The following is a 22,425-nucleotide window of genomic DNA, read 5'->3' as shown; positions in this document are numbered from 1 at the left end:
GCTGCGATCTTTTGCTTTTAAAGGCTCAAGTACGGCACTCGACCAAACCCTTCACCTGCCCCGATGCGGTTTGGTTTTCATCACTCAACCAGCGCTCGAACCCCACCGCAATCGCCGGCCATTCCGAATCCAAAATCGAGTACCACGCCGTGTCGCGGTTCTGGCCCTTGACCACCATGTGCTGGCGGAACACGCCTTCGAAGCTGAAGCCCAGGCGTTCAGCGGCGTATTTGGAGCGGGCGTTACCGTTGTTGCACTTCCATTCCAGGCGACGGTAGCCCAGATCAAAGGAGTGCTTGGCCAACAGGTAAACAGCCTCGGTGCTTTTTGGCGAACGCTGCATTGGCGCGCCGAAGCTAACGTGGCCGATTTCGATACGGCCATGGGCCGGGACAATCGACATCAGGCTGAGCATGCCTTGTACCTGGCCGCTGGCGCGGTCGATGACGCTGAAGAAATACGGATCGCTGCTGGCCGCGTGATTGTTCAGCCAGTCGTTGAAGACGCTGCGCTCGGGAAACGGGCCGTAGGGCAAGTAATCCCAAAGTTTCGGGTCGGCGCCGGGGCCTTCGAGGGCATTGAACAGGTCGTCACCGTGGCGCGCCGGGTCGAGCCTTTCCAGACGGATGAAGCGGCCTTCGAGCAACGTGGTAGTTGGCGCGGGCACGCCTTTCCAGTCGGCAGGTGAGGTGGTCATGAGCGCGTCTCCTTAAAGGGCTTTGCGAAACTGGATGAAGCCTGGGCGTTCGGCGATGCGCTCGTAGAGCTGGATCGCCGTGGCGTTGGATTCGTGGGTCAGCCAATGGACTTTGCAGCAGCCGTCAGCCTTGGCAGTGGCGTAGACGTGTTCGATCAGCAGGCGGCCAACGCCGGTGCCGCGAGTGTGTTCCTCGACCAGCAAGTCTTGCAGATAGCAGGAGTTTTCGATGCTCCAGTTCGAGCGATGGTAGATGTAATGCACCATGCCCAGCGCTTTACCGTCAGCCCAGGCGAGGGCGGCGTGCGTCGGTTCGCTCGGGTCGAGGAAGCGCTGCCAGGTACTGTTCGTCACCGCCTCCGGCAGTTCGGTGTTGTAGAAGCGCAGGTACGCTTGCCACAGCGGCAGCCAGGCGGCGTGGTCGTCGGCGGTGACCTGACGGATCTCGATCTGACTCATGGTGATTTCCTTAGCGCATCAATTGGGCGAGGGTTTGATCATTGATCTCGGGACTGGCGGCCAGCCCTTCGCGCACGCCTTTGATGTCTTCGGCGCTGCGGTTCTGGCTGAGCTTGCGCTTGCCTTCCAGACGGTCGATGGGAATGGCGAAACCGACGATGGCCTTGAGCATGCTGTCGATGTAATCGGCGGGCGCGTCGGCGACGGACCAAGGCTGTGCGCGGCCAGCCTCATGGCGGTCGGTGAGGGTGCTGACGATGTCGAGCAGCCGCCCGCCGTCGCTGAAGGTCTCGGCGTGGCCGTAGGCGTGCACGGCAATGTAGTTCCAGGTCGGCACGACTTTGCCGTGCTCGGCCTTGCTCGGATAAAAGCCCGGGCTGACATAGGCATCCGGCCCGGCAAAAATCAGCATCGCTTCGGCGCCGTCGCGCAGGTCCTTCCATTGCGGGTTGGCCCTGGCCAGGTGCCCGTAAAGCGTGCCGTATTCACCTTGCTCGCAATGCAGCAGCACCGGCACATGGCTGGCTTGCAGACCGTTTTCGCCGTGGGTCACCAGGATGGCGAGGCGAGTGGCGAGGATCAGTTCGTGAAGTTGGGACAGCTCATCGATGGCAAAGGCGCGCGGCGTGTACATGGAGAGATTTTCCTTGGCGAATGCCTGCATCCTAGGCAGGCTATTGGTCTGTTGTAAGAGCCATTGATGACCAATTTCATAGGTCCATTGTCATGCCTGAATCGTCCACGTTGTCCATGCCCTTCAACCCGGCGGGAATCGAGCTTGATCGCCGTCAGGGCTTGAGCCGTCAGCTTTATCAGGCGCTGCGCCTGCGGGTGTTGGACGGGCGGCTCGCTAGCGGTACGCGCTTGCCGGCCAGCCGTGATCTGGCCGCAGCGCTGGCGATTTCCCGCAACAGTGTGGTTCGCGCCTACGATCAACTCTATGCCGAAGGCTTTATTGAAGGGCGGGTGGGCGATGGTACTTACGTGGCGCAACTGCCCCGAGACCAGCTCAAGGCAAAAAAACTATCCACAAAAGTATCCACAGGGTTTTCAACAGGCTTACCCACAGCCTTATCCACAAATTTGGCAAATTCCACTGTAATTTCATCCAGTAAAGTTATCCACAGCGGTGCTTTTCAGCGGTTGGAGTACAACCATTTACCCACGCCTCCCACGGGTCCGCCACGGGCATTTCGGGTCGGCGTGCCGGCCTTCGATCTGTTTCCGTTTGACGTCTGGGCCAAGCTCAACGGGGCTTTCTGGCGAAAACCGGATCTTCAGCAGATGTGCTACGGCGACCCGGCCGGCGATGCGCGTCTGCGCAGCCTGATTGCGGCCTATCTGCGCAGTTCGCGAGGGATGCAGTGCTCGGCTGAGCAAATTGTGATCACCAGTGGCGCGCAGCAGGCCATTAGCCTTTGTGCACAGCTGCTGGTGGAGCCTGGCGATGGCGTTGCGATCGAAAATCCGGGGTACCGTGCGGCCGGCCACGCATTCGCTGTGGCGGGTGGCCTTCTGCGCGGGATTGGCGTGGACGAGGAGGGCATGGATTGCTCGGCACTGTCGGCCGCCAGTGATTGTCGCGTGGCCTACGTGACGCCCTCGCATCAATACCCGACAGGCGTGGTGATGAGCCTGGCGCGGCGTCTTGAATTGCTCGCCTGGGCTGAACGGACTCAAGGCTGGATCGTCGAGGATGACTACGATGGCGAGTACCGTTACACCGGCGCGCCATTGGCTCCCTTGGCGGCACTCGATCGACAGGGCCGCGTGCTGTATGTCGGCACTTTCGGCAAGGTTGCATTTCCGGCGTTGCGCCTCGGTTATCTGGTGTTGCCACCGGCGCTGGTGCCAGCGTTCTCGCAACGCCGGGCGGTGGACGTCCGGCATTCCGAGGTGAGCACGCAAGCGGTGATGGCCGAGTTCATGGCGGCCGGGCATTTCCAGCGGCACATCCGCCGGATGCGTCGCGCCGCGTTAAACCGGCGCAATACGTTGCTCGATGGCTGGCCAATGGCAATCCCCGGCGTCGGTGACCTGCCGGCGGTGTCTGCCGGGCTGCACCTGACAGTGAGGGTGGAGAGCATCGAGCGTGAGCAGCAACTGATCGAGCAAGCCGCCGGCGTGGAGGTGGAAATCAGCGGCTTGAGCCATTACTGGTTGCCGGACTCCGTGACTCCCCAGGATCAGCGCGCCGGACTGGTCCTGGGGTTTGCCGCCGTGCCTGAACCGGCGATCAGAGCGGCGTTGGCACGCTTACGCCAGGCGTGGCAGTTGTGAAGAACAGACTCTGAGCCAATGTACTGCCGATTTCGCTGCGATAAATCGCGGTGAGCTCCTGATTGCTGGCGCCCAGGGTGGTGAAGGCACCACCCAGGCGCTGCTGCGCCACCGTTTTCAGGTGTCCTGCGGTAAACAAGTTGACCGCGTCGTCGACGTGGGCGTAGTGGAAATGCGCGTACCACAGCACTTTATTGGTCTTCGCATCGCTGACCGCATACTCGTCGAGAAAGTCTTTGGCCTGACTCTTGAGCCTGCGCCGGGTGACGGTTTGCGATATCCGCACCTCATTCTTGCTGTTCAGCCACTGCACGCCAGCCTCCGTCGGCGGTTGTCGCTTGATGAGGCGGATACGTTCACTGGTACCTTTTTCATATAGGTCCTGTGCCGATGCAGACAAGCTGTGGCTGAGCGTCGGATTCGCCGGGTTGGTGGTTTCATTGCCGGCGGTCAATGCTTGATCGATCGCTTCACTGGCATTGCGCAGGCGGGTGGCTTGCCGATGGTAGATTTCCTCAACCTCGACCGGAATCCGTTGCGCTCGTTCGATGTAAGCCTCGGTGTGTCGGTTGAATTCTGCCAACCCGTCGAGCAGCGCCTGACCTGCCGCAGTGCTTTGCTTGAGGGTCATTTTGGGCTTGGGCACCGGCACAGGCGCCGGCTCTGTCGAGGTGATATGTTCGACCCATTCACCTGGCGACTTCTCATGGAAGGTCGCGATCACCCCGGTCAGCTCACCGCGCACTTCCACCAGATGGGTATCTTTGCCATCTGTGCTCGTCTTGCGCTCACCGACCTGCGTGCCTTTGAATTTGGTATGGATGATCCGCCGATTCGATGCCGGTCTGGACGGGCCAGACTGTGGTCCCAGCAGGTGTTTATTGCGCAGCAGGTCGGCCAGTCGTTCAGCGGTTCGCTTTTTGAACTCGATCACCCGCGTTCGGACCTTCTTGAGACGCTCGGTCTGAAGTTGCTCGGCAAACTCGAGGGCGAAATCGTCAAAGCGTTGCTCCACTGCGCCAAACTGCTTGGAGACGTTGTTCAGGGCTTTGAGACGGTCGCGCAGGTCGTCGAGGCTTTCGTCGTCGATCAGGTTCAGCGAACTCTGAGCATTCAGATCGGCATCTTCAATGAGCAGCTCCAGTGCTTCCTGCGCTTTGGCATCGATCGCTGCCGAGCCCGGCTTGACGCAGATTTCCTTGCCGAGAAAGATTTGCAACAGCTTCAGGCTGTTCAGATCGTAGTCGGGCAGTTTTTGTCGATATTCGTTAAGAATTGCCACGGCGCCTTTGCCGAGCCGTTCCAGTTCGGCAAACCGGGTATGGGCAGACTCGATTTTTTCGATAATGGCCTGACATTGATCGGTCAGATTTTCACAGGTCTGGATAAACGCCGGCCGGTCGGTATTGGTGGGGCTGCCAAACCTCTCTATTGCCATTGCCGTGGCCACGTCGGCTGCCTGGACCCTGCTGTGCAGGGCGAGCCACTCCTGCCCGAAGAACAGCTGCATCTGCAGGTTTTGAATCATGCTCGTGCGATAGCTGGGTGATGCCTCGACGATTTGCAGTGCCTTGATTTTCTCGATGTTCGCGCCGTATTCCTTGTGCTGCGAATCGAGTTCGATGAGATAGAGGCGGGTCAGTTCTGCGCGGTTCACGTCGTTGGCCGCCATCAGGTTCGAGTGAGCTTTCTGGAGATCGCTCAACCGGGTCTCCATGGTTTCTTCGAATGTGGAAATATCTTTGTTCAGTTGGTCCGCTTGCTCGCGTCGCCTTTTTTTCTCCACTTCGCGGCGAGCGCTCAAGCCGCCACCACGCAGGCGTAATCGCAGGTCGGGCACCCATTCACCGCCGGCGGTGCAGGTCAAAAATGGACCTGCGGCTGGCGGTTGCACACGCGAGTCGATGATTTGTACGTGTTCATGTTCCGTGATCTGCACTTGGAACCAGCGTTGACCGACCGGCGCGTACCATTTGCCTTCATGGGCATAGAGGTGTTGATGCTGCCCTTCGACAGCTGCCACGCCGATACCCTGCGGTTTGGCGGTTTTCAGACGGTCCAGCAATGCTGCAAGTCCAGCGGGCGAGCGTTTCAGAGCCGCGAAATGGTTGACCGAGGAGGCGTGGGCGGTGGGAATCTCGGCCAGGGTGAGATCAGGTAAGCGCACTGTCTTAGCGGGCTCGGGGGTGGGTAACGATGGCTTCGAAACTTCCTCTTCAATCAGGCTGATCGCTTCTAACGGTTTTTCCTCTGCCAGCGTGCTGATTGCTTCGATCGGTTTGTGGCCGACCGCTGCGCGATGGGCGAGTGCCATGCCCAGCGCCAGCAGAATATCGGCAATCGCCGACCAGGCTATCTTGTCCGACTCATTGGCCACGTCGGTGACTTCCTGCAGGTCGTCCATGATCTGCCAGATCCAGGCCGCTGCTCCCAGGCTGCGTCCCAGAAACGGTAGTGCGGCATTGAAGAGCATCCAGCCGCCGCGCTTGAGCGTCGCCCAGCGGCCTTCTGCATTGGAAACCGATTGCCGGTCAGCCTGGGTAATGAGCGCCTGCACGTTGGTTTTGTGCAGGGTTGCCAGGGTATCGGTTTCGATGATTTCGCTGCCCAGAGCGACGGGCCCCGTCATATCAATGGCGTTGCTCGGGTGCACAATCAGTTCCGGAATAATCCACGCCGAGGGCAGCTCGCCAGTAAATACGTATTGGCTGTAATTGAGCCGTACGCTATCCGGGAGCCAGGCCAGGACCGATTCGCGCAGTGCCCGCCCATGCCTGATCGCGTATAGCAGGTTGGTCGGCCCCGGGTATTGAATCAGTACTTTTTCGAACAGTGGCCGATAGAGCAGGCACGGTCCCTTTTCCGACTGACGCGGACCGATGACGAACATGTTGACCACGGTATCGGCGTGGGCACTGCTACGGTGAGCAACGAACGCCAGAGGCCGGATGACGATCTCTTCCCCGTCGACCCGCCGTTCCGAGGGATTGCTGCTCAAGGCCGCAACGACATAGCGGTAACCCTGTTCAGTGATTCCCGCTTCGCCAAGGATCTTGCGTTGCAGTGCCAGTAGCGGCAACTCGACAGGCAACTGACTGGTGTAGAGATCTCGCAGGGCGGGCGCCTGGGTCGCGTCGTCGACCAGTTGTTTTTTCAGGTAAGCGGGGTAGGTGCTGCCGATATCGACTGTTGTTACCAGTTTTTCCAGGTAAGCAGCGCTCATCCAGGCGGGGAGTGCGCTGCCATCCTTGTAGCGCACGGATTTATTGCCCAGGGGCAGGCCCGCGAGGTTTTGCAGGGCGAGTTCAGGAAGCGACATGGTGAGGGTCTGAGTGGTGAACGGCACCACGAAGGTGCCCCAGATCACCAGGCTGACGATGGTCAACTCGATGTCGTCGATCTTCACGTCGGTCGCTTTCGGGTGATCTTTGAGGATCTGCGTGGTCAGCGCTTCACGGGTGAACGTGTGCAGGTCTTTGACTTCGCTCTGAAACGACTTGCCATTGTTTTCATGCTGCACCACCGTCAGATCCAGCAAGTGTCGGCTGTAGCACGTCTGATCAGCGGGTGAGGCCGTGTCCAGCCACTCGGGCAGCATGGGCCGCAACTGATCGATGTGCGGCTTGAGGCGCGCAGGCGGCTGCTGATGATTACCTTCCGTGCCAGGGTGGGGATAGAACCTGCTGACGGGCGAGTCTTTAAAGAAATCGAGCTTACCCACGGCGTCGGCTTCAATCGCAACCAGTGTGCAGGCCATGTGGTCGAAGAAGTTGCCTTCGGGCTCGACCAACCGCCAGCTCAGACCATCACCGGCGGCCTCATCCCGATATCTTTGTGGCAAGGCCTTGCCAATATCGTCCACCGAGTTGAAACGCCGGAAGCCTCGACCCACCGAATGCGTAATGATCAGCGTGCGCTCTGCGAGCGTCCCGATCAGCACGCTGGTGGTGAGCAACGTCAGGTGTCTGGGGGCTTCTCCTTTTTCGCGATCAAGGTCAATCAGGTATGCGCATGTCTTGTACTTGTCCGCGGCTCGATCTTTCTTGTCCGGGTGGTTGAAGACGGCGAGGGCCATGGCTTGTTCATCGGCAGTCCAGTCCAGGCTGGCCGGTACATTCCACAGGTTGCGCAAGGCATCCGACAGCTCATACCAGCGAGGTTGATCCGCAGATCTGTTTTTATTCCAGTACTCGATCTGCTGTTCTTTGAACGCAACAAACAGCAGCGGCGCGAGCTCGTTGATCAGGCTGGCGATGGCACCGATCTTCACCGGCAAGTGGATGGCCAGCGTGACGTATGGTTGAAGAGTCAGGAAGTGTTCTTCGTCGAGGTACGTCACTGTCGTACCGGACAGGCCGAGCCGCACCAGCACATCGGTAAGCGACTCGATTTTATCAACGCCAGCGATGACATGCTTACCGCTGATGACCCAGGTCGGCGTCACGACCATGGCCAGTTGCGGGTCGATGTCCAGATGCGGGTAAAGCGTCTTGAGTGCCGGACGCAATGCCGCTGTTGCGACTTCTCGCAGTGAAGGGCCGGTGACCAGTTGGGTCAGTACATCAACCGAACTGGGTGGGGATATTTCGGACATGGGCAATACCTGCTTTGACTGTTGGGGCGCACCGGGAGCGGTGGCTGGTCAGAGCAAGGTAGGGATCGCGTTGCAGCGGCGTGCGGTACATACATCTGGCGAGCAAAAAAGACCCGCGTGGGCGGGTCGATCGGGCTGGTCTTGCTTCAGTGAGCGCCTTCAAAACCTTCCAGCACGTTCACCGCGTTGATGCCGATTTCTTCCACCGCGTAGCCACCTTCCATCACGAACAGCGTCGGTTTGCCGAGCGCGGCGATACGCTTGCCCATCGCCAGGTAATCCGGGCTGTCGAGCTTGAATTGGGAGATCGGATCATCTTTGAACGTATCGACACCTAGCGACACGACGATGATGTCGGCGCCATAACGGTCGATCTCGTTGCAGGCCTGATCCAGCGCCGCACTCCAGGCGTCCCAGCCGGAACCGGCGGGCAATGGATAGTTGAAATTGAAGCCCTCGCCGGCGCCTTCACCGAGCTCGTCCTCGTAGCCGAGGAAGAACGGAAACTCGGCCTCCGGATGGCCATGGATCGAGGTGAACAACACGTCACTGCGGTCGTAGAAAATCGATTGGGTGCCGTTGCCGTGGTGGTAGTCGACGTCGAGGATTGCGACTTTTCTGTGGCCCTGATCGAGGAAGGCCTGGGCGGCGATGGCGGCATTGTTGAGGTAGCAATAACCGCCCATCAAATCGCCGGCAGCGTGATGTCCCGGTGGACGACACAACGCGAAGGCACTGTGTGCGCCGCGCTGGATCGCCGCTTGCGCGGTCAGTGCAACTTGCGCCGCGCTGTACGCTGCTTGCCAGGTGCCGGCGGTGATCGGTGCGCCGCCGTCGAAGCTGTAGTAACCGAGTTGGCCGTGCAGGCTGGTCGGTTTGATGGCGCGCAGTGTGCGGGCTGGCCAAGTGTAGGGCAGCAAGTCGCCGTCGGTGTTGAATTCTGTCCAGCGAGCCCACGCGCCTTTGAAGAACACGAGATAGTCGCGGCTGTGAATGCGGGCGATCGGTTCGAGGCCGAAGTCTTGCGGTGCTTCAACCGGGCCCAGATGTTGATGCTGCACGCGTTGCAGCACATGGTCGGCACGCGACGGCATCTCGAAGCAAGGCTTGAGCTGGCCATCGATCAATTCGCAGCGGCCATGGTGAAGGTGGTGATCGTCCGAGTAGATCGTCAGCATTTGTTGTTCTCCGCAGGGGCTGATTCGGTTGCTTTCAGTGTTGCGGCGCGAGACGAATTGGAAAACGGCAGGAGAGGCCAAAAGGGGATCGATATGGCCAGAACATCTGACCGCTATTCGCCCCTTGCTGGAAAAGGCCCGTCCAAGCAACAGACATGAAACACAAACCCTGTGGGAGCTGGCTTGCCAGCGATAGCGGCGTGTCAGGCAACATTAATGTTGCCTGTGCCGAAGTCATCGCTGGCAAGCCAGCTCCCACATTGGAATATCAATGCGGTCTGAACTGGCTCGGCGCGACGCCACTCCAACGCACAAACGCATGGCGAAAGCTCGCGGTCTCGCTGAAACCCAGGGTTTCGGCGATGCGGTAGATCGGCAATTGATCCTCACACAACATCTGTTTGGCCCGCTCGAAGCGCAGCTCATCGAGCAGTTCCTGATAGCTGCTGCCCATGTCCTTCAAATGCCTGCGCAGGGTGCGCGGCGAGCATTTCATTTGCTGGGCCAGACCTTCCAGTCCCGGTGCGGCGTTCAACTGGGCACTGAGCAACTGTCGGATACGGCCCAGCCAGGCCTGACGTCCGGTGAATTCGAGGTTCTGCTTGCGACAGCGTTCAGCCATGGCTTGATGGGTGATGGCGTCTGCCAGCGGCAGCGGCTGGTCCAGCCAGTGTCGGTCGAAGGCGAACGCGTTGTCCTTGGCGGCGAAATGCAGCGGGCTGGCGAAGTGTTCGGCATAGCTGTCGCGGTAGTCCGGCGCGGTGTGCTCGAATCGGGTGGCGAGCAAGGGCAGTGAATGCCCGAGCAGGTCATCACAAATGACTTTCAGCGACACCAGGCAAAACTCGGCGTTGAACACTGCCATCGCCGGGCTCTCGCGGTAATCGTCGGCGACAAACCAGACGCGTTCGCCGTCGTCCTCAAGACTCAGCTCGAAAAGTGTTCCCAACAGCGCCGGATAGCGGATCGCCAAGCGCAAAGCGTCACCGAAGGTGGCACAGGTCAGCAGTGCGTAGCCGAGAATGCCGTAGCAGGAAACGTGCATGCGTCGGCCCAGTTCCAGACCGATATCGTGCTTGAGCGCGACCGCGTTGGCGCACACCTGCATCTCCTGATTGGTGGTGATGCGCGTGTCGGCCCGGGCCAGATCCGCCGCACTGATGCCGCTGCCGGCCAGCAGAGCCTCGCTGGATAAGCCTTGATCCCTGAAGGTGTTGAGCACCAGAGAGACCGCGTTAAGGGTTGTGAGGTGGGAGTGGAGCATAAGATCTTCCAGCCTTGGGATGCTGGAAAAGAGAGCAAGTTATGTGCCGAGCGAAAATCAAACTGTAGGAGTGAGCCTGCTCGCGATGGCGTTCAGTCAGCCAACATAAGTGTTGAATGATGGATGGCTATCGCGAGCAGGCTCACTCCTACAGGGGAGTTGTGTGGTGTCAGATCAGTTCGCCACACAGGTCGAGTTCGACCAGTCGCCGCACTTCAGCCGTTTCAAGACCCGCCCCCAGCAAGCCATGCAACTTGCCGAACGCCGCTTCACGGGTCATGCCGCCACCGGACAGCACGCCAACCCCGCGCAGGCGGCTGCCAGCCTCGTACACGTCCAGCTCAACCCCGCCTTCATGGCATTGCGTCACCGCGACCACCACCACGCCGTTGTCCCGCGCACGGCCGAGGCTGGCGAGGAATTCTGGATTGTCGCTCGGCCCGGTGCCGCTGCCGTAGCACTCCAGCACCAGACCCTGAATGCCGCTGTCGAGCATCCCATCGAGAATTTCGGCGCTGATGCCGGGGAACAGCGGCAGCACGGCAACCTTCGCCAGTTGCTTTGGCTGGTTGTAGTTCAACGCCTCAGGAGTTGAAGTAGCTTTCACGCCGCCGCCCTGACGCTCCAGGCGTTTGAATGGATGACGACCGAAGCTGCGCACTTTCGCGCAACGGGTTGGCGCCAGCAGTTCACCGTGGAAGTACAGATGCACACCCGGCGCCAGACCCTGACCGAGCGCGACCAGCGCGCCGCTGAGGTTTTCCCAGGCATCGCTATCGGTGACGCCGGCCGGCAACATGGAGCCTGTGAAACACACCCGAGCATGCAGGCCGAGCAACTGGAAACTCATGGCCGCGGCGCTGTACGCCAGGGTGTCGGTGCCATGCAGGATCAGCACGCTGTCGCAGTTCTGTACATCAACCGCATCGACCACTGCTTCACGCAGTTGCTGCCAATAGGCCGGGGTCATGTTGGCGCTGTCGATCAGCGGCGACATCTCGCGAAACCGCCACTGCGGCACGACCAGTTCTGGCTGGCTGTGCAGATAGTCGCGCATCCGCGCTTCAAAGCCGGACGCCGGGGCCAGGCCATTGGCGCTGGCCTGCATGCCGATGGTGCCACCGGTGTAGAGCACCATGACGTTCTGCGCGGCTGGATAGGAATTGGCAATCATCTGAAGGTCTCCACAAGAGATGACATTGTGGGAGTGAGCCTGCTCGCGATAGCGGTCATTCATCAACATAGATGCTGATTGTTAGATGGCTATCGCGAGCAGGCTCACTCCTACAGGTATTGCATCACAATAACTGACGGGCGCAGGAGATGCGCCCGTCATCTCCCGTCAGCGTTGCGCTGCAGGGACGCCTTGCGGCTCGACTTCGGTCTTGCCAGCGGCAGCAGGCGGGTTGGCCGGCCAGGCTTTGCGGTCCAAGTCCAGATCCGGGAACTTGCTCGAATCGAACACCGGCGTCTTGATGCCGGCCGCACGCTGGTCATCGTAGTCACGCAGGATGCGCATGCCGATCTTGAACAGCAGGAACAGCGCGATCAGGTTGACGAACGCGAGCATGGTCATGGTGATGTCGGCGAAGGCGAACACGGTGCTGAGGTTTTCGACCGCACCCCAGAAGATCAACACCAATACCAGCGCGCGGTAGCCGATCAGCGCCTTGCGGTTTTCACCGATCAGGAAGCGCAGGTTGCTCTCGCCCAGGTAGTAGTTGTAGAGGATCGAGGTGAACACGAACAACGCCAGGGCGACCGAGATGAACATCCGGCCCCATTCACCCACCACAGCGGCCAGCGAGTTCTGGGTCAGGGCAATGCCATCGCCTTCGAAGCCCGGGGTGTAGAAGCCCGACAGCAGGATCAGCAGCGCGGTGCAGGTGCAGATCACGAAGGTGTCGAGGAACACGCTGAACGCCTGAACCACACCTTGTGCGACCGGGTGCTCGACCGAGGCCACAGCCGCCACGTTCGGCGCACTGCCCAAACCGGCTTCGTTGGCGAACACGCCACGCTTCACGCCCATGACGATGGCGCTACCGATCAGACCGCCGAATGCCTGGTCGAGACCGAATGCGCTTTTGACGATGGTCATCAACATGGCTGGGACGTGGTCGAATTGCAGCACGATCACGTAGAGGGTCACGCCGATGTACACCAGGGTTTTCACCGGCACCAACAGGTCAGCGACCTTGGCGATACGCTTGATCCCGCCGACGAACACCAGACCCAGCAGCACCGCCAGACCGAGGCCGGTGTAAGTGGTGTCGAGGCCGAAAGCGTCGTTCAACGAGTGTGTCACCGCGTGGGCTTGCAGGCCGTTGAAGGCGAAACCGAAGGTCACCAGCAACAGGAACGCCATGACCATACCCAACCAGCGCTTCTGCAAACCGTGCTGGATGTAGTAGGACGGACCGCCACGGAAGGTGCCGTCGGAGTCGGTACGTTTGTAGAGTTGGCCGAGCGAGCATTCGAAGAAGCTGCTGGACATGCCGACCAGTGCGGTCACCCACATCCAGAACACCGCACCTGGCCCACCGAGGGTCACGGCGATGCCGACACCGGCAATGTTGCCTGCACCGACGCGGCCGGCGAGGCTGAGCATCAGGGCCTGGAACGAGCTGAGCTGCCCGGCGCTGCTTTTCAGGCTGTCGCGGAACACCGCGAACATGTGGAAGAAGTGCCGCAATTGAACGAAACGCGAGCGAATCGTGAAGTAGCTACCGAGCCCGACAATGAGCACGATCAGTACTTTCCCTGAGAGGAAGTCGTTAATGACTTCGAGCATGGATTTTTCCTCGCTGTTTTTTGTGTAAGCAAATGCTGGATGTTCTGAAACATCGCGTTACACCGGTTTGCGCGCGGCACAACAGGTGAGGCGAAGGTTTCGTCCCGGATCCATTTCGCGGGTTTGTTATTAGTTCGGGTTTCGCATGGGTTATGGCCTCGTTATCGACGACCGCTCACGCGAAGAGGGGCGGCACTATACCGATCAGTGGCGCGCCCGTCTGCACGGTAGTGGTGCAAGCGACGAAACGAAGCTTTGAAACACCCGGCGTTACCGGTGCCGGGTTTGTGCGGGAACTGCTTTTCTGTTGACGCAAACCCTGTGGCGAGGGGATTTATCCCCGATCGGCTGCGAAGCAGTCGCAAAACCATTCGGCGCGGTGTACCGGATACATTGCGATTGCAGTTTTTGGGGCCGCTTCGCGACCCATCGGGGATGAATCCCCTCGCCACAAGGGCTCACCTCCACATGAAGCAATCCCCAGACATTCGGGTCTCAGGATCAGATAGTTAAAAAAAAGGGCCTGGAGAAAAATCCCCAAGCCCTCAAAAGGTGAGAGGTGTCTAGTCCCTCGACCTGGTGAGCGGTGCTACAAATAACGCGTCGGCTCAGGCTTTGAGCGGAACCAGACGCGGAGCAATCATGTTTTCCGGGCGCAGGATGTCGGCGAGCATGGCTTCGTCGAGCAGACCTTCTTCGCGCACCAGTTCCAGCACGCCGCGGCCGCTTTCAAGAGCGATGCCGGCGATGCGGGTAGCGTTTTTGTAGCCGATGTACGGGTTCAGTGCGGTGACCAGACCGATCGAGTGCTCGACCAGTTCACGGCAGCGCGCTTCGTTGGCGGTGATGCCGACGATGCAGTGCTCGCGCAGCATGTCCATGGCGCGTTGCAGCAGGCGGATCGAGTCGAAGATCTTGAAGGCGATCAGCGGCTCCATCACGTTCAGCTGCAATTGGCCGCCTTCGGCTGCCATGGTCAGCGCCAGATCGTTACCGATGACCTGGAACGCAACCTGGTTAACGGCTTCCGGGATCACCGGGTTGACCTTGCCGGGCATGATCGAGCTGCCTGGCTGACGGGCAGGCAGGTTGATTTCGTTGATGCCGGTGCGTGGGCCGCTGGACAGCAGGCGCAGGTCGTTGCAGATCTTCGACAGCTTGACCGCGGTGCGCTTGAGCATGCCGGAGAACAGCACGAAGGCGCCCATGTCGGAAGTGGCTTCGATCAGGTCGGCCGCTGGTACCAGCGGTTGACCGCTGATCAGCGCCAGACGCTGTACCGCCAGCGCCTGATAACGCGGGTCGGCGTTGATACCAGTGCCGATCGCGGTGCCGCCCAGGTTCACTTCAGTCAGCAGTTCCGGGGCCAGCGTCTTCAGACGGGCCAGGTCTTCGCCCATGGTGGTGGCGAAAGCACGGAATTCCTGACCGAGGGTCATCGGTACGGCGTCTTGCAGTTGGGTACGGCCCATCTTCAGGACGTGATCGAATTCTTTACCTTTGGCCGCGAACGCCTGAATCAGGCTGTCGAGGCTGGCGAGCAGGGTGTCGTGACCCAACAGCAGACCCAGGCGGATGGCCGTCGGGTAGGCGTCGTTGGTCGACTGCGCCATGTTCACGTCGTCGTTCGGATGCAGGTATTGATACTCGCCTTTCTGGTGACCCATTGCTTCCAGAGCAATGTTGGCGATCACTTCGTTGGCGTTCATGTTGGTGGAAGTACCGGCGCCACCTTGAATCATGTCGACCACGAACTCTTCGTGGAAATCACCGCGGATCAATCGGGCACAGGCTTCGCTGATGGCAGCGTGCTTGGCTTCGCTCAGGTGACCCAGCTCACGGTTGGCGTCAGCGGCGGCCTGTTTGACCATCGCCAGACCCACAACCAGTTTCGGGTAATGCGAAATCGGAACGCCCGAGAGGCGGAAGTTGTTCACCGCTCGCAGGGTCTGGATGCCGTAATACGCTTGAGCCGGTACTTCGAGGGCGCCAAGCAGGTCGTTTTCTGTGCGGAAAGATGCAGCGGAGGACATGATAGAAATCATCTCGATATGGACCCGGTCTGTGCCGGAACGCTGCGAATGCTAGGCTTGTGGGGAAATTTGGGCCAATGCTGTTAAGCACTGGCCTATGCACATTCGGCATAATGCCCGTGTGACGCCGCGTGCGCGGCAGACGTGTGACCTGTTTTGGTGCGTGTCCGGGAGGACGTGATGAATCTGGAAAGCAAATGGCTCGAGGACTTCAGTGCTCTGGCCGCCACCCGCAGCTTCTCGCAGGCGGCCGAACGACGGTTCGTGACTCAGCCGGCATTCAGTCGGCGGATCCGCAGCCTCGAAGCGGCGCTGGGGCTGACCCTGGTCAATCGATCGCGCACGCCGATCGAGCTGACGGCGGCGGGGCAATTGTTTCTGGTGACCGCGCGCACCGTGGTCGAGCAGCTCGGCGAAGTGCTGCGCCACCTGCATCATCTGGAAGGCGGGCAGGGCGAGGTGATGCAGGTGGCCGCCGCTCACTCCCTGGCGCTGGGTTTCTTCCCGCGCTGGATCGCGCAACTGCGTAATGAAGGGCTGAACATTGCCACTCGGTTGGTGGCGACCAACGTCGGTGACGCCGTGCATGCGTTGCGCGAGGGTGGGTGTGATCTGATGCTGGCGTTCTATGACCCGGACGCGGCGATGCAGATGGACCCGGAGATTTTCCCGTCGCTGCACTTGGGCCAGACCGAAATGTTACCGGTGTGCGCGGCGGATGCCGAAGGTAAACCGTTGTTCGATCTGGAAGGCGAAGCCAGCGTGCCGCTGCTCGCCTACAGCGCCGGAGCTTTCCTCGGCCGCTCCGTAAACGGTTTGCTGCGCCAGCGTCAGCTGCGGTTTACCACCATTTATGAAACCGCCATGGCCGACAGCCTGAAAAGCATGGCGTTGGAAGGCCTCGGCATCGCCTGGGTGCCACAACTGAGTGTGCGTGCCGAACTGGCCCGTGGCGAGCTGGTTGTGTGCGGCGGCCCGCAATGGCATGTGCCACTGGAAATTCGTCTGTACCGCTGCGCACTGGTGCGCAAGGCCAACGTGCGGTTGCTGTGGCGCAAGCTCGAAGGTGGCGCAGCCCAAGCTTCCTGATGGAGGGTGTCTGGGGGAAAAGATCGCAGCCTTCGGCAGCTCCTGCATGTTGAAATGCGTTCCCCTGTAGGAGCTGCCGAAGGCTGCGATCTTTTGATCTTTTTGGCTGACCTTCAGGTCAATAAAACCGGGCTTTTGCGGCAGATGACAGATGGTCGCGCAGGGGGCTGTTTATTACTTTCATTGCGGTATACTGCGCGGCCTTTGGCCGGTACGACCGGCCATTTTTCGTACAATCAAGCCACGCAACCTGCGTGGTTTGTTGTTTTTGACGCGCCTGCGGGCGCCCAGAGAGAAGAGGCGCGACGATGAGTGCACTGGTTGGCGTGATCATGGGCTCCAAGTCCGATTGGTCCACCCTTAGCCACACCGCCGATATGCTGGAAAAGCTCGGCATCCCGTACGAGGTCAAGGTGGTTTCTGCGCACCGTACCCCGGATCTGCTGTTCCAGTACGCCGAAGAGGCTGAAGGCCGCGGCATCGAGGTGATTATCGCCGGTGCCGGTGGCGCAGCCCACTTGCCAGGCATGTGTGCGGCCAAGACCCACCTGCCAGTGCTGGGTGTTCCCGTGCAATCGGCAATGCTCTCGGGCGTCGATTCGCTGCTGTCGATCGTGCAAATGCCGGCCGGCATTCCGGTCGCGACTCTGGCCATCGGCAAGGCTGGCGCGATCAACGCAGCGCTGCTCTCGGCGAGCATCCTCGGCGCCAAGCATCCACAGTTCCACGCGGTGCTGAAAACCTTCCGTGCCGAGCAGACAGACAGCGTCCTGGACAATCCAGACCCACGTATTGCCTGAGGTTGTTGAGATGAAGATCGGTGTAATCGGTGGCGGCCAGTTGGGTCGCATGTTGGCCCTGGCGGGCACCCCGCTGGGCATGAACTTCGCTTTCCTCGATCCTGCGCCGGACGCTTGCGCCGCTGCGCTGGGCGAACACCTGCGGGCCGATTACGGCGATCAGGATCATCTGCGCCAACTGGCCGATGAAGTCGATCTGGTGACCTTCGAATTTGAAAGTGTCCCGGCTGAAACCGTAGCGTTTCTCTCGCAATTCGTGCCGGTCTATCCGAGCGCCGAAGCCCTGCGCATCGCTCGCGACCGCTGGTTCGAAAAGAGCATGTTCAAGGATCTGGGGATTCCGACCCCGGCCTTCGCCGACATTCAGTCACAAGCCGATCTGGATGCTGCCGTGGCTGCAATCGGTCTGCCGGCCGTGCTGAAAACCCGCACGCTGGGTTATGACGGCAAGGGTCAGAAAGTCCTGCGCACGCCTGAAGATGTGGTTGGCACCTTCGCCGAACTCGGCAGCGTTGCCTGCTTGCTGGAAGGCTTCGTGCCGTTCACCGGTGAAGTCTCGCTGATCGCCGTGCGCGCTCGCGATGGTGAAACGAAGTTCTACCCGTTGGTGCACAACACCCACGACAGCGGCATCCTCAAGCTGTCGGTTGCCAGCACTGATCACCCGTTGCAGGCGTTGGCCGAAGACTATTCCAGCCGTGTGCTCAAGCAGCTGGATTATGTCGGTGTGATGGCGTTCGAGTTCTTTGAAGTCGACGGCGGCCTCAAGGCCAACGAAATCGCCCCGCGCGTGCACAACTCCGGGCACTGGACCACCGAAGGCGCCGAGTGCAGCCAGTTCGAAAACCATCTGCGGGCCGTTGCCGGTCTGCCGCTGGGTTCAACGGCCAAGGTCGGCGAGAGCGCGATGCTCAACTTTATCGGCGTTGTCCCACCGGTCGAGAAAGTCATCGCCATCGAAGATTGCCATTTGCATCACTACGGCAAAGCCTTCAAGGCCGGACGCAAGGTCGGTCACGCCAACCTGCGTTGCGCCGACAAGGCCACGCTCCAGGCGCAGATCGTCAAGGTCCAGGCGCTGATTGCCGAGTAAAACAGTTTCATGTGGCAGCGGCGGAACCATTCAGGGGCCGCCGTTCTCTGATGGCAGGATGCCAAAGTCTGTCTAGGCTTTGGCATAGCCAATTCACACAGAGGGAAATGCCATGGGAATTATCGGAACCATCTTTATCGGCTTGATCGTCGGCCTGCTGGCTCGGTTCCTGAAACCGGGCGATGACAGCATGGGCTGGATCATGACCATCCTGCTCGGTATCGGCGGTTCGCTGGCGGCCACTTACGGCGGCCAGGCTCTGGGCATTTATCAGGCGGGCGAGGGCGCTGGCTTCCTCGGCGCACTGGTTGGCGCAGTCGTTTTGCTGGTGATCTACGGCCTGATCAAAAAGAACTGATTCAAAGCGACGAAGTCCTCTCCGCCAGCGCGGCGGGGAGGGCTAGAATGCTCGGCGATTTATCATCCTTTTTTACCGAGCACATTCATGCGCCGTCTTCTGTTGACTCTCCTCTTACTGGGCAGCGGTTTGGCCCACGCCGGCGAACTGCCGGAAACCGACTGGCTCGACCTGATGCCCAAGTCGGATCAAAAGGCCCTCGAGGCCATGCCTGAAATCGATCACAACTCCCCGGAAGCCATCGGCACCTTCACCGAGAAGGGCGGCATGAAGCAGGCCAAAGGTCTGCCGGCGGTGATGTATTCGAGCAAAACCGTAGCGTCGATGAATGACAAACACATCCGCATCGGTGGTTATCCGGTGCCGCTGGAATCCGACGCCAAGGGTCGCAGCACACTGTTCTTCCTCGTGCCGTACCCGGGCGCTTGCATCCACGTGCCGCCACCGCCGCCGAATCAACTGGTGCTGGTGCGATATCCGAAGGGTCTGAAGCTGGACGACATCTACACGCCGCTGTGGGTGACCGGCACGTTGAAGGTCGAGAAGGTCAGCAATGATCTGGCCGATGCGGCGTATGCGCTGGAGGCGGACAAGGTGCGGGTGGTGCAGGAATCTGATCTCTAAAGCAAAAGATCGCAGCCTTCGGCAGCTCCTACATTGGAATGCATTTCCCTGTAGGAGCTGCCGAAGGCTGCGATCTTTTGATCTTAAAGCGGTTTGCTGGCGACGCTGACGCCCATGGTATGACTCGCCCCCGGCGCGAGCGTGACGATGTCATCCATCACATTCGCCGTCTCGATGCACAGCATGCGCTGCCAGCCATCGTTATCCATATCGCTAAGCGCCGCAGCACGGTCGATCCACGGGTTCCAGATCACGGCAGTGCGTGAGCCGGTGGCGGTCAGCACGATGCGCCGTTCCCACGTCGGGTCGACGATGCTCAGCTGTGGCGGAGCATCGAGATAGATGCGGTCAGTCTCACCGGCAAAATGCAGATCACCTTGCTGGTTGTGGGTTTTCCAGTCGTCCAGCGTCTCGATGTAATCCAGCCCCTTCACGCCGTCGACATGCACATTGCGCACATCGCTGACAGCAAAATAGGTATGCAGCGCCTGACTCAGGCTGACGGTGTCACTGCCACGGTTATGGCTGGTCAGGCTGAATTGCAGCTGATCCGACAGATGCAGGGTCAGGGTCAGATCCACCTGATGGGGCCAGCCCGGCAGGCCACCTTCGGGATAGGGCAACTTGAACTCGACCTTGATCCCGTTGCTCTCGGCTTCGATCCCGCCCAACTCCCAATCCATCGCCCGCACCAGACCGTGCGCAGGTGCCGGCTGCTCACCGGTGTACATCGCCTGCACGCTCTGCGGATTGCGTTCGAACTTGCCGAACCACGGCCAGCACACCGGCACACCGGCGCGGATGCTCTTGCCAGTCTTGAACTCGGCCTTGTCGTTGAGCCAGATGATCGGCGGCTGGCCGTCGATCTGGTAACTGAGAATGTGCGCGCCTTGCTGAGCGACCAGCACTTCGGCCTGACCGTGGCGGATGCGCCAGCAGTTCAGTTCATCCAGTTTCACGGCTTCAACGTTGGGCGTGGTCATGGGACAGCTCTCGATCAGACACTTGGGACGACTATCGACCGCAAAACGGCCGCGAGGTTTAACGTGCGCGTGGCGGCACTGAACGAGTGCGGCCGCTGCCGTCGATGGCGACGAAGACGAATACCGCTTCGGTCACCTTGCGCCATTCGCTGGACAGCGGATCGTCGCTCCACACCTCGACCATCATCTGGATCGAGCTGCGACCGATTTCCAGGGTCTGGGTGTAAAAGGACAATTGCGCGCCGACCGCCACAGGTACCAGAAACGCCATACGGTCGATGGCGACAGTGGCCACGCGGCCACCGGCAACACGGCTGGCCATCGCGGTGCCGGCCAAATCCATCTGCGCTACCAGCCAGCCGCCGAAAATATCGCCAAAGCCGTTGGTTTCGCGCGGAAGCGCGGTGATTTGCAGGGCCAGGTCGCCTTGCGGGATCGGATCTTCTTGTTCGAGTTCTATCATGCCGGGGGGCCTCTGACCCGTGACTCTTCGTGTGTGCTGCTGGTGGTAGCCGTCTTCGGGAAAAACGATTCAGCACCGAACATACTACGTTCGTCACGTTTTCCGTAAGCAACTAAAGGGAAACTCTGCGAAACCGGCTGCGCCGATCAAAGGGCGGGCCAACAACGTTTTCGCACAGCAACCCCCTACAAACCGGGGCAAGTTTGCGAGTATATCGGTCGGTAGACTCCACGACGACCGTCCGGTTCTGATTTCGACTGTCAAATACGCGGCTCTATGTGCTTTTTCGAACAATTTGCTATGGTGCCGAACCTGCCCAAGCCACCGCCAGCGTTGTTGTGGCGGCAGATCCGACTATAAGAGAAGCCCTTGCCATGACCACAGCGCCTTCGAGCCTCGCGCAGCCCGAGCAACCCGCACGACCGTTGACCCGCAATGACTACAAGACTCTGTCGCTGTCCGCCCTCGGTGGCGCGCTGGAATTCTACGATTTCATCATCTTCGTATTCTTCGCCACCGTAGTCGGCAAACTGTTCTTCCCGGCCGACATGCCCGAGTGGCTGCGCATGATGCAGACCTTCGGCATCTTCGCCGCCGGTTATCTCGCGCGGCCGCTGGGCGGCATCGTCATGGCGCACTTCGGCGACCTGCTGGGGCGCAAGAAGATGTTCACCTTGAGCATCTTCATGATGGCCGTGCCGACCCTGATCATGGGTTTGCTGCCGACGTATGCGCAGATCGGCATGTGGGCGCCGATCCTTCTTCTATTGATGCGCGTGATTCAAGGCGCGGCGATCGGTGGTGAAGTGCCGGGGGCGTGGGTCTTCGTTTCCGAACATGTGCCGCAAAAGCATATGGGTTACGCCTGTGGCACGCTCACCAGCGGCCTGACCGCCGGTATCCTGCTCGGCTCGCTGGTCGCCACGGCGATCAACAGCATCTATACGCCGACCGAAGTTTCCGATTACGCCTGGCGGATTCCGTTCCTGCTTGGCGGCGTGTTTGGTCTGTTCTCGGTTTACCTGCGCCGCTGGCTGCACGAAACCCCGGTGTTCGCAGAGCTGCAATTGCGCAAGGCGCTGGCCGAAGAAGTACCGCTGCGCGCGGTGCTGCGTGATCATCGCGGGGCGATTGCGATCTCGATGCTGCTGACCTGGCTGCTGTCTGCCGGCATTGTTGTGGTGATCCTGATGACCCCGACCGTGTTGCAAACGGTCTATCACTTCTCGCCAACCACGGCGCTGCAATCCAACAGCCTGGCGATTGTGTTCCTGAGCTTTGGCTGCATTATTTCCGGCGCGCTGGCCGATCGCTTTGGCGCTGGCCGCGTATTCGTGTTCGGTTGCCTGGGCCTGTTGATCAGTTCGTGGACCTTCTATCACAGCCTCGCCGATCACCCGAACTGGCTGTTCCCGCTGTATGCCCTGACCGGTTTGCTGGTCGGCACCATCGGTGCGGTACCGTACGTGATGGTCAAGGCGTTCCCGCCAGTGGTGCGTTTCAGCGGGTTGTCGTTCTCGTACAACGTGGCGTACGCAATCTTCGGTGGCCTGACGCCAATGATCGTCAGCCTGCTGCTTAAAGAAAGCCCGATGGGGCCTGCTTACTATGTGGCAGTGCTCTGCGCGATGGGGATTCTGGTTGGCGCGTGGCTCTGGAAGAAGGGGCGCTGATCCTCAACATTATCTGTAGCTGTACCGACGCCATCGCGAGCAG

The 22,425-nt window shown here is 60.1% G+C and carries 18 protein-coding genes; 7 read left to right on the top strand and 11 right to left on the bottom strand.

The features are described from left to right. Positions 1 to 25: 25 nt before the first annotated feature. From ACA061_RS26860 to ACA061_RS26850, 3 genes are read right to left on the bottom strand one after another with little or no spacing between them, the layout of a single operon-like run. A complete protein-coding gene (locus ACA061_RS26860; protein WP_210553314.1) occupies positions 26 to 697 on the bottom strand; it encodes a GNAT family N-acetyltransferase in 672 nt (223 codons plus the stop codon). A gap of 12 nt (positions 698 to 709) precedes the next feature. Next, on the bottom strand, positions 710 to 1,156 hold the full coding sequence (locus tag ACA061_RS26855) for a GNAT family N-acetyltransferase (protein WP_497300311.1): 447 nt from the start codon (positions 1,154 to 1,156) through the stop codon (positions 710 to 712). A 10-nt stretch (positions 1,157 to 1,166) separates the two neighbouring features. After that, complete coding sequence (locus ACA061_RS26850) at positions 1,167 to 1,790, bottom strand: FMN-binding negative transcriptional regulator (RefSeq protein ID WP_210553316.1); 624 nt, start codon at positions 1,788 to 1,790, stop codon at positions 1,167 to 1,169. 92 nt (positions 1,791 to 1,882) lie between these two features. Between ACA061_RS26850 and pdxR the strand changes: the two genes are divergently transcribed. Next, complete coding sequence (gene pdxR / locus ACA061_RS26845) at positions 1,883 to 3,436, top strand: MocR-like pyridoxine biosynthesis transcription factor PdxR (protein ID WP_210700711.1); 1,554 nt, start codon at positions 1,883 to 1,885, stop codon at positions 3,434 to 3,436. Here the strand turns inward: pdxR and ACA061_RS26840 are convergent. The 6 genes from ACA061_RS26840 to aspA form a co-directional block, all read right to left on the bottom strand. Beyond that, on the bottom strand, positions 3,393 to 8,030 hold the full coding sequence (locus tag ACA061_RS26840; RefSeq protein WP_497300310.1) for a dermonecrotic toxin domain-containing protein: 4,638 nt from the start codon (positions 8,028 to 8,030) through the stop codon (positions 3,393 to 3,395). The two genes, pdxR and ACA061_RS26840, sit on opposite strands and share 44 nt — an antisense overlap. A gap of 146 nt (positions 8,031 to 8,176) precedes the next feature. Beyond that, complete coding sequence (locus ACA061_RS26835) at positions 8,177 to 9,208, bottom strand: histone deacetylase family protein (protein WP_497300309.1); 1,032 nt, start codon at positions 9,206 to 9,208, stop codon at positions 8,177 to 8,179. A gap of 268 nt (positions 9,209 to 9,476) precedes the next feature. Then, complete coding sequence (locus tag ACA061_RS26830; RefSeq protein WP_497300308.1) at positions 9,477 to 10,472, bottom strand: AraC family transcriptional regulator; 996 nt, start codon at positions 10,470 to 10,472, stop codon at positions 9,477 to 9,479. Positions 10,473 to 10,641: 169 nt separating this feature from the next. Next, positions 10,642 to 11,646 (bottom strand): asparaginase, encoded by a 1,005-nt coding sequence (locus ACA061_RS26825; protein ID WP_497300307.1) that lies wholly within the window; start codon positions 11,644 to 11,646, stop codon positions 10,642 to 10,644. Between the two features lie 168 nt (positions 11,647 to 11,814). Then, complete coding sequence (locus ACA061_RS26820) at positions 11,815 to 13,266, bottom strand: alanine/glycine:cation symporter family protein (protein ID WP_210700707.1); 1,452 nt, start codon at positions 13,264 to 13,266, stop codon at positions 11,815 to 11,817. Between the two features lie 608 nt (positions 13,267 to 13,874). Continuing rightward, the gene (gene aspA / locus ACA061_RS26815; RefSeq protein WP_042561826.1) at positions 13,875 to 15,299 is read right to left on the bottom strand and encodes an aspartate ammonia-lyase; all 1,425 of its coding nucleotides are present in this window, start codon (positions 15,297 to 15,299) and stop codon (positions 13,875 to 13,877) included. Between the two features lie 180 nt (positions 15,300 to 15,479). Here aspA and ACA061_RS26810 point away from each other — a divergent pair, with 180 nt between their 5' ends. The 5 genes from ACA061_RS26810 to ACA061_RS26790 all read left to right on the top strand — a co-directional run bounded on the left by ACA061_RS26810 (position 15,480) and on the right by ACA061_RS26790 (position 19,263). Further along, complete coding sequence (locus ACA061_RS26810) at positions 15,480 to 16,388, top strand: LysR substrate-binding domain-containing protein (RefSeq protein ID WP_064116481.1); 909 nt, start codon at positions 15,480 to 15,482, stop codon at positions 16,386 to 16,388. Between the two features lie 308 nt (positions 16,389 to 16,696). Next, entirely contained in the window at positions 16,697 to 17,188 is a 492-nt protein-coding gene (gene purE, locus ACA061_RS26805; protein ID WP_007954291.1) for a 5-(carboxyamino)imidazole ribonucleotide mutase, read from the top strand. 10 nt (positions 17,189 to 17,198) lie between these two features. Beyond that, the gene (locus ACA061_RS26800) at positions 17,199 to 18,281 is read left to right on the top strand and encodes a 5-(carboxyamino)imidazole ribonucleotide synthase (RefSeq protein WP_210553323.1); all 1,083 of its coding nucleotides are present in this window, start codon (positions 17,199 to 17,201) and stop codon (positions 18,279 to 18,281) included. Positions 18,282 to 18,393: 112 nt separating this feature from the next. Beyond that, positions 18,394 to 18,639, top strand: coding sequence for a GlsB/YeaQ/YmgE family stress response membrane protein (locus ACA061_RS26795; RefSeq protein ID WP_016772475.1), 246 nt, complete (start codon positions 18,394 to 18,396; stop codon positions 18,637 to 18,639). A gap of 87 nt (positions 18,640 to 18,726) precedes the next feature. Further along, positions 18,727 to 19,263: a DUF3299 domain-containing protein gene (locus tag ACA061_RS26790; RefSeq protein ID WP_150603589.1), complete on the top strand. Its 537-nt coding sequence runs from the start codon at positions 18,727 to 18,729 to the stop codon at positions 19,261 to 19,263. Between the two features lie 83 nt (positions 19,264 to 19,346). Here the strand turns inward: ACA061_RS26790 and ACA061_RS26785 are convergent, their stop codons facing one another. Together ACA061_RS26785 and ACA061_RS26780 are read right to left on the bottom strand one after the other, a co-directional pair. Continuing rightward, positions 19,347 to 20,246 (bottom strand): D-hexose-6-phosphate mutarotase, encoded by a 900-nt coding sequence (locus tag ACA061_RS26785; protein WP_224450879.1) that lies wholly within the window; start codon positions 20,244 to 20,246, stop codon positions 19,347 to 19,349. Positions 20,247 to 20,304: 58 nt separating this feature from the next. Beyond that, on the bottom strand, positions 20,305 to 20,709 hold the full coding sequence (locus tag ACA061_RS26780) for an acyl-CoA thioesterase (RefSeq protein ID WP_003229628.1): 405 nt from the start codon (positions 20,707 to 20,709) through the stop codon (positions 20,305 to 20,307). Between the two features lie 374 nt (positions 20,710 to 21,083). On the opposite strand from ACA061_RS26780, the gene ACA061_RS26775 reads away from it, so the two are divergent. Then, positions 21,084 to 22,382: an MFS transporter gene (locus tag ACA061_RS26775; protein ID WP_150603587.1), complete on the top strand. Its 1,299-nt coding sequence runs from the start codon at positions 21,084 to 21,086 to the stop codon at positions 22,380 to 22,382. Positions 22,383 to 22,425: the final 43 nt, after the last annotated feature.

The organism is Pseudomonas sp. LBUM1668, from assembly GCF_059695715.1.
This window is presented reverse-complemented; position numbering and strand designations above follow the sequence as displayed.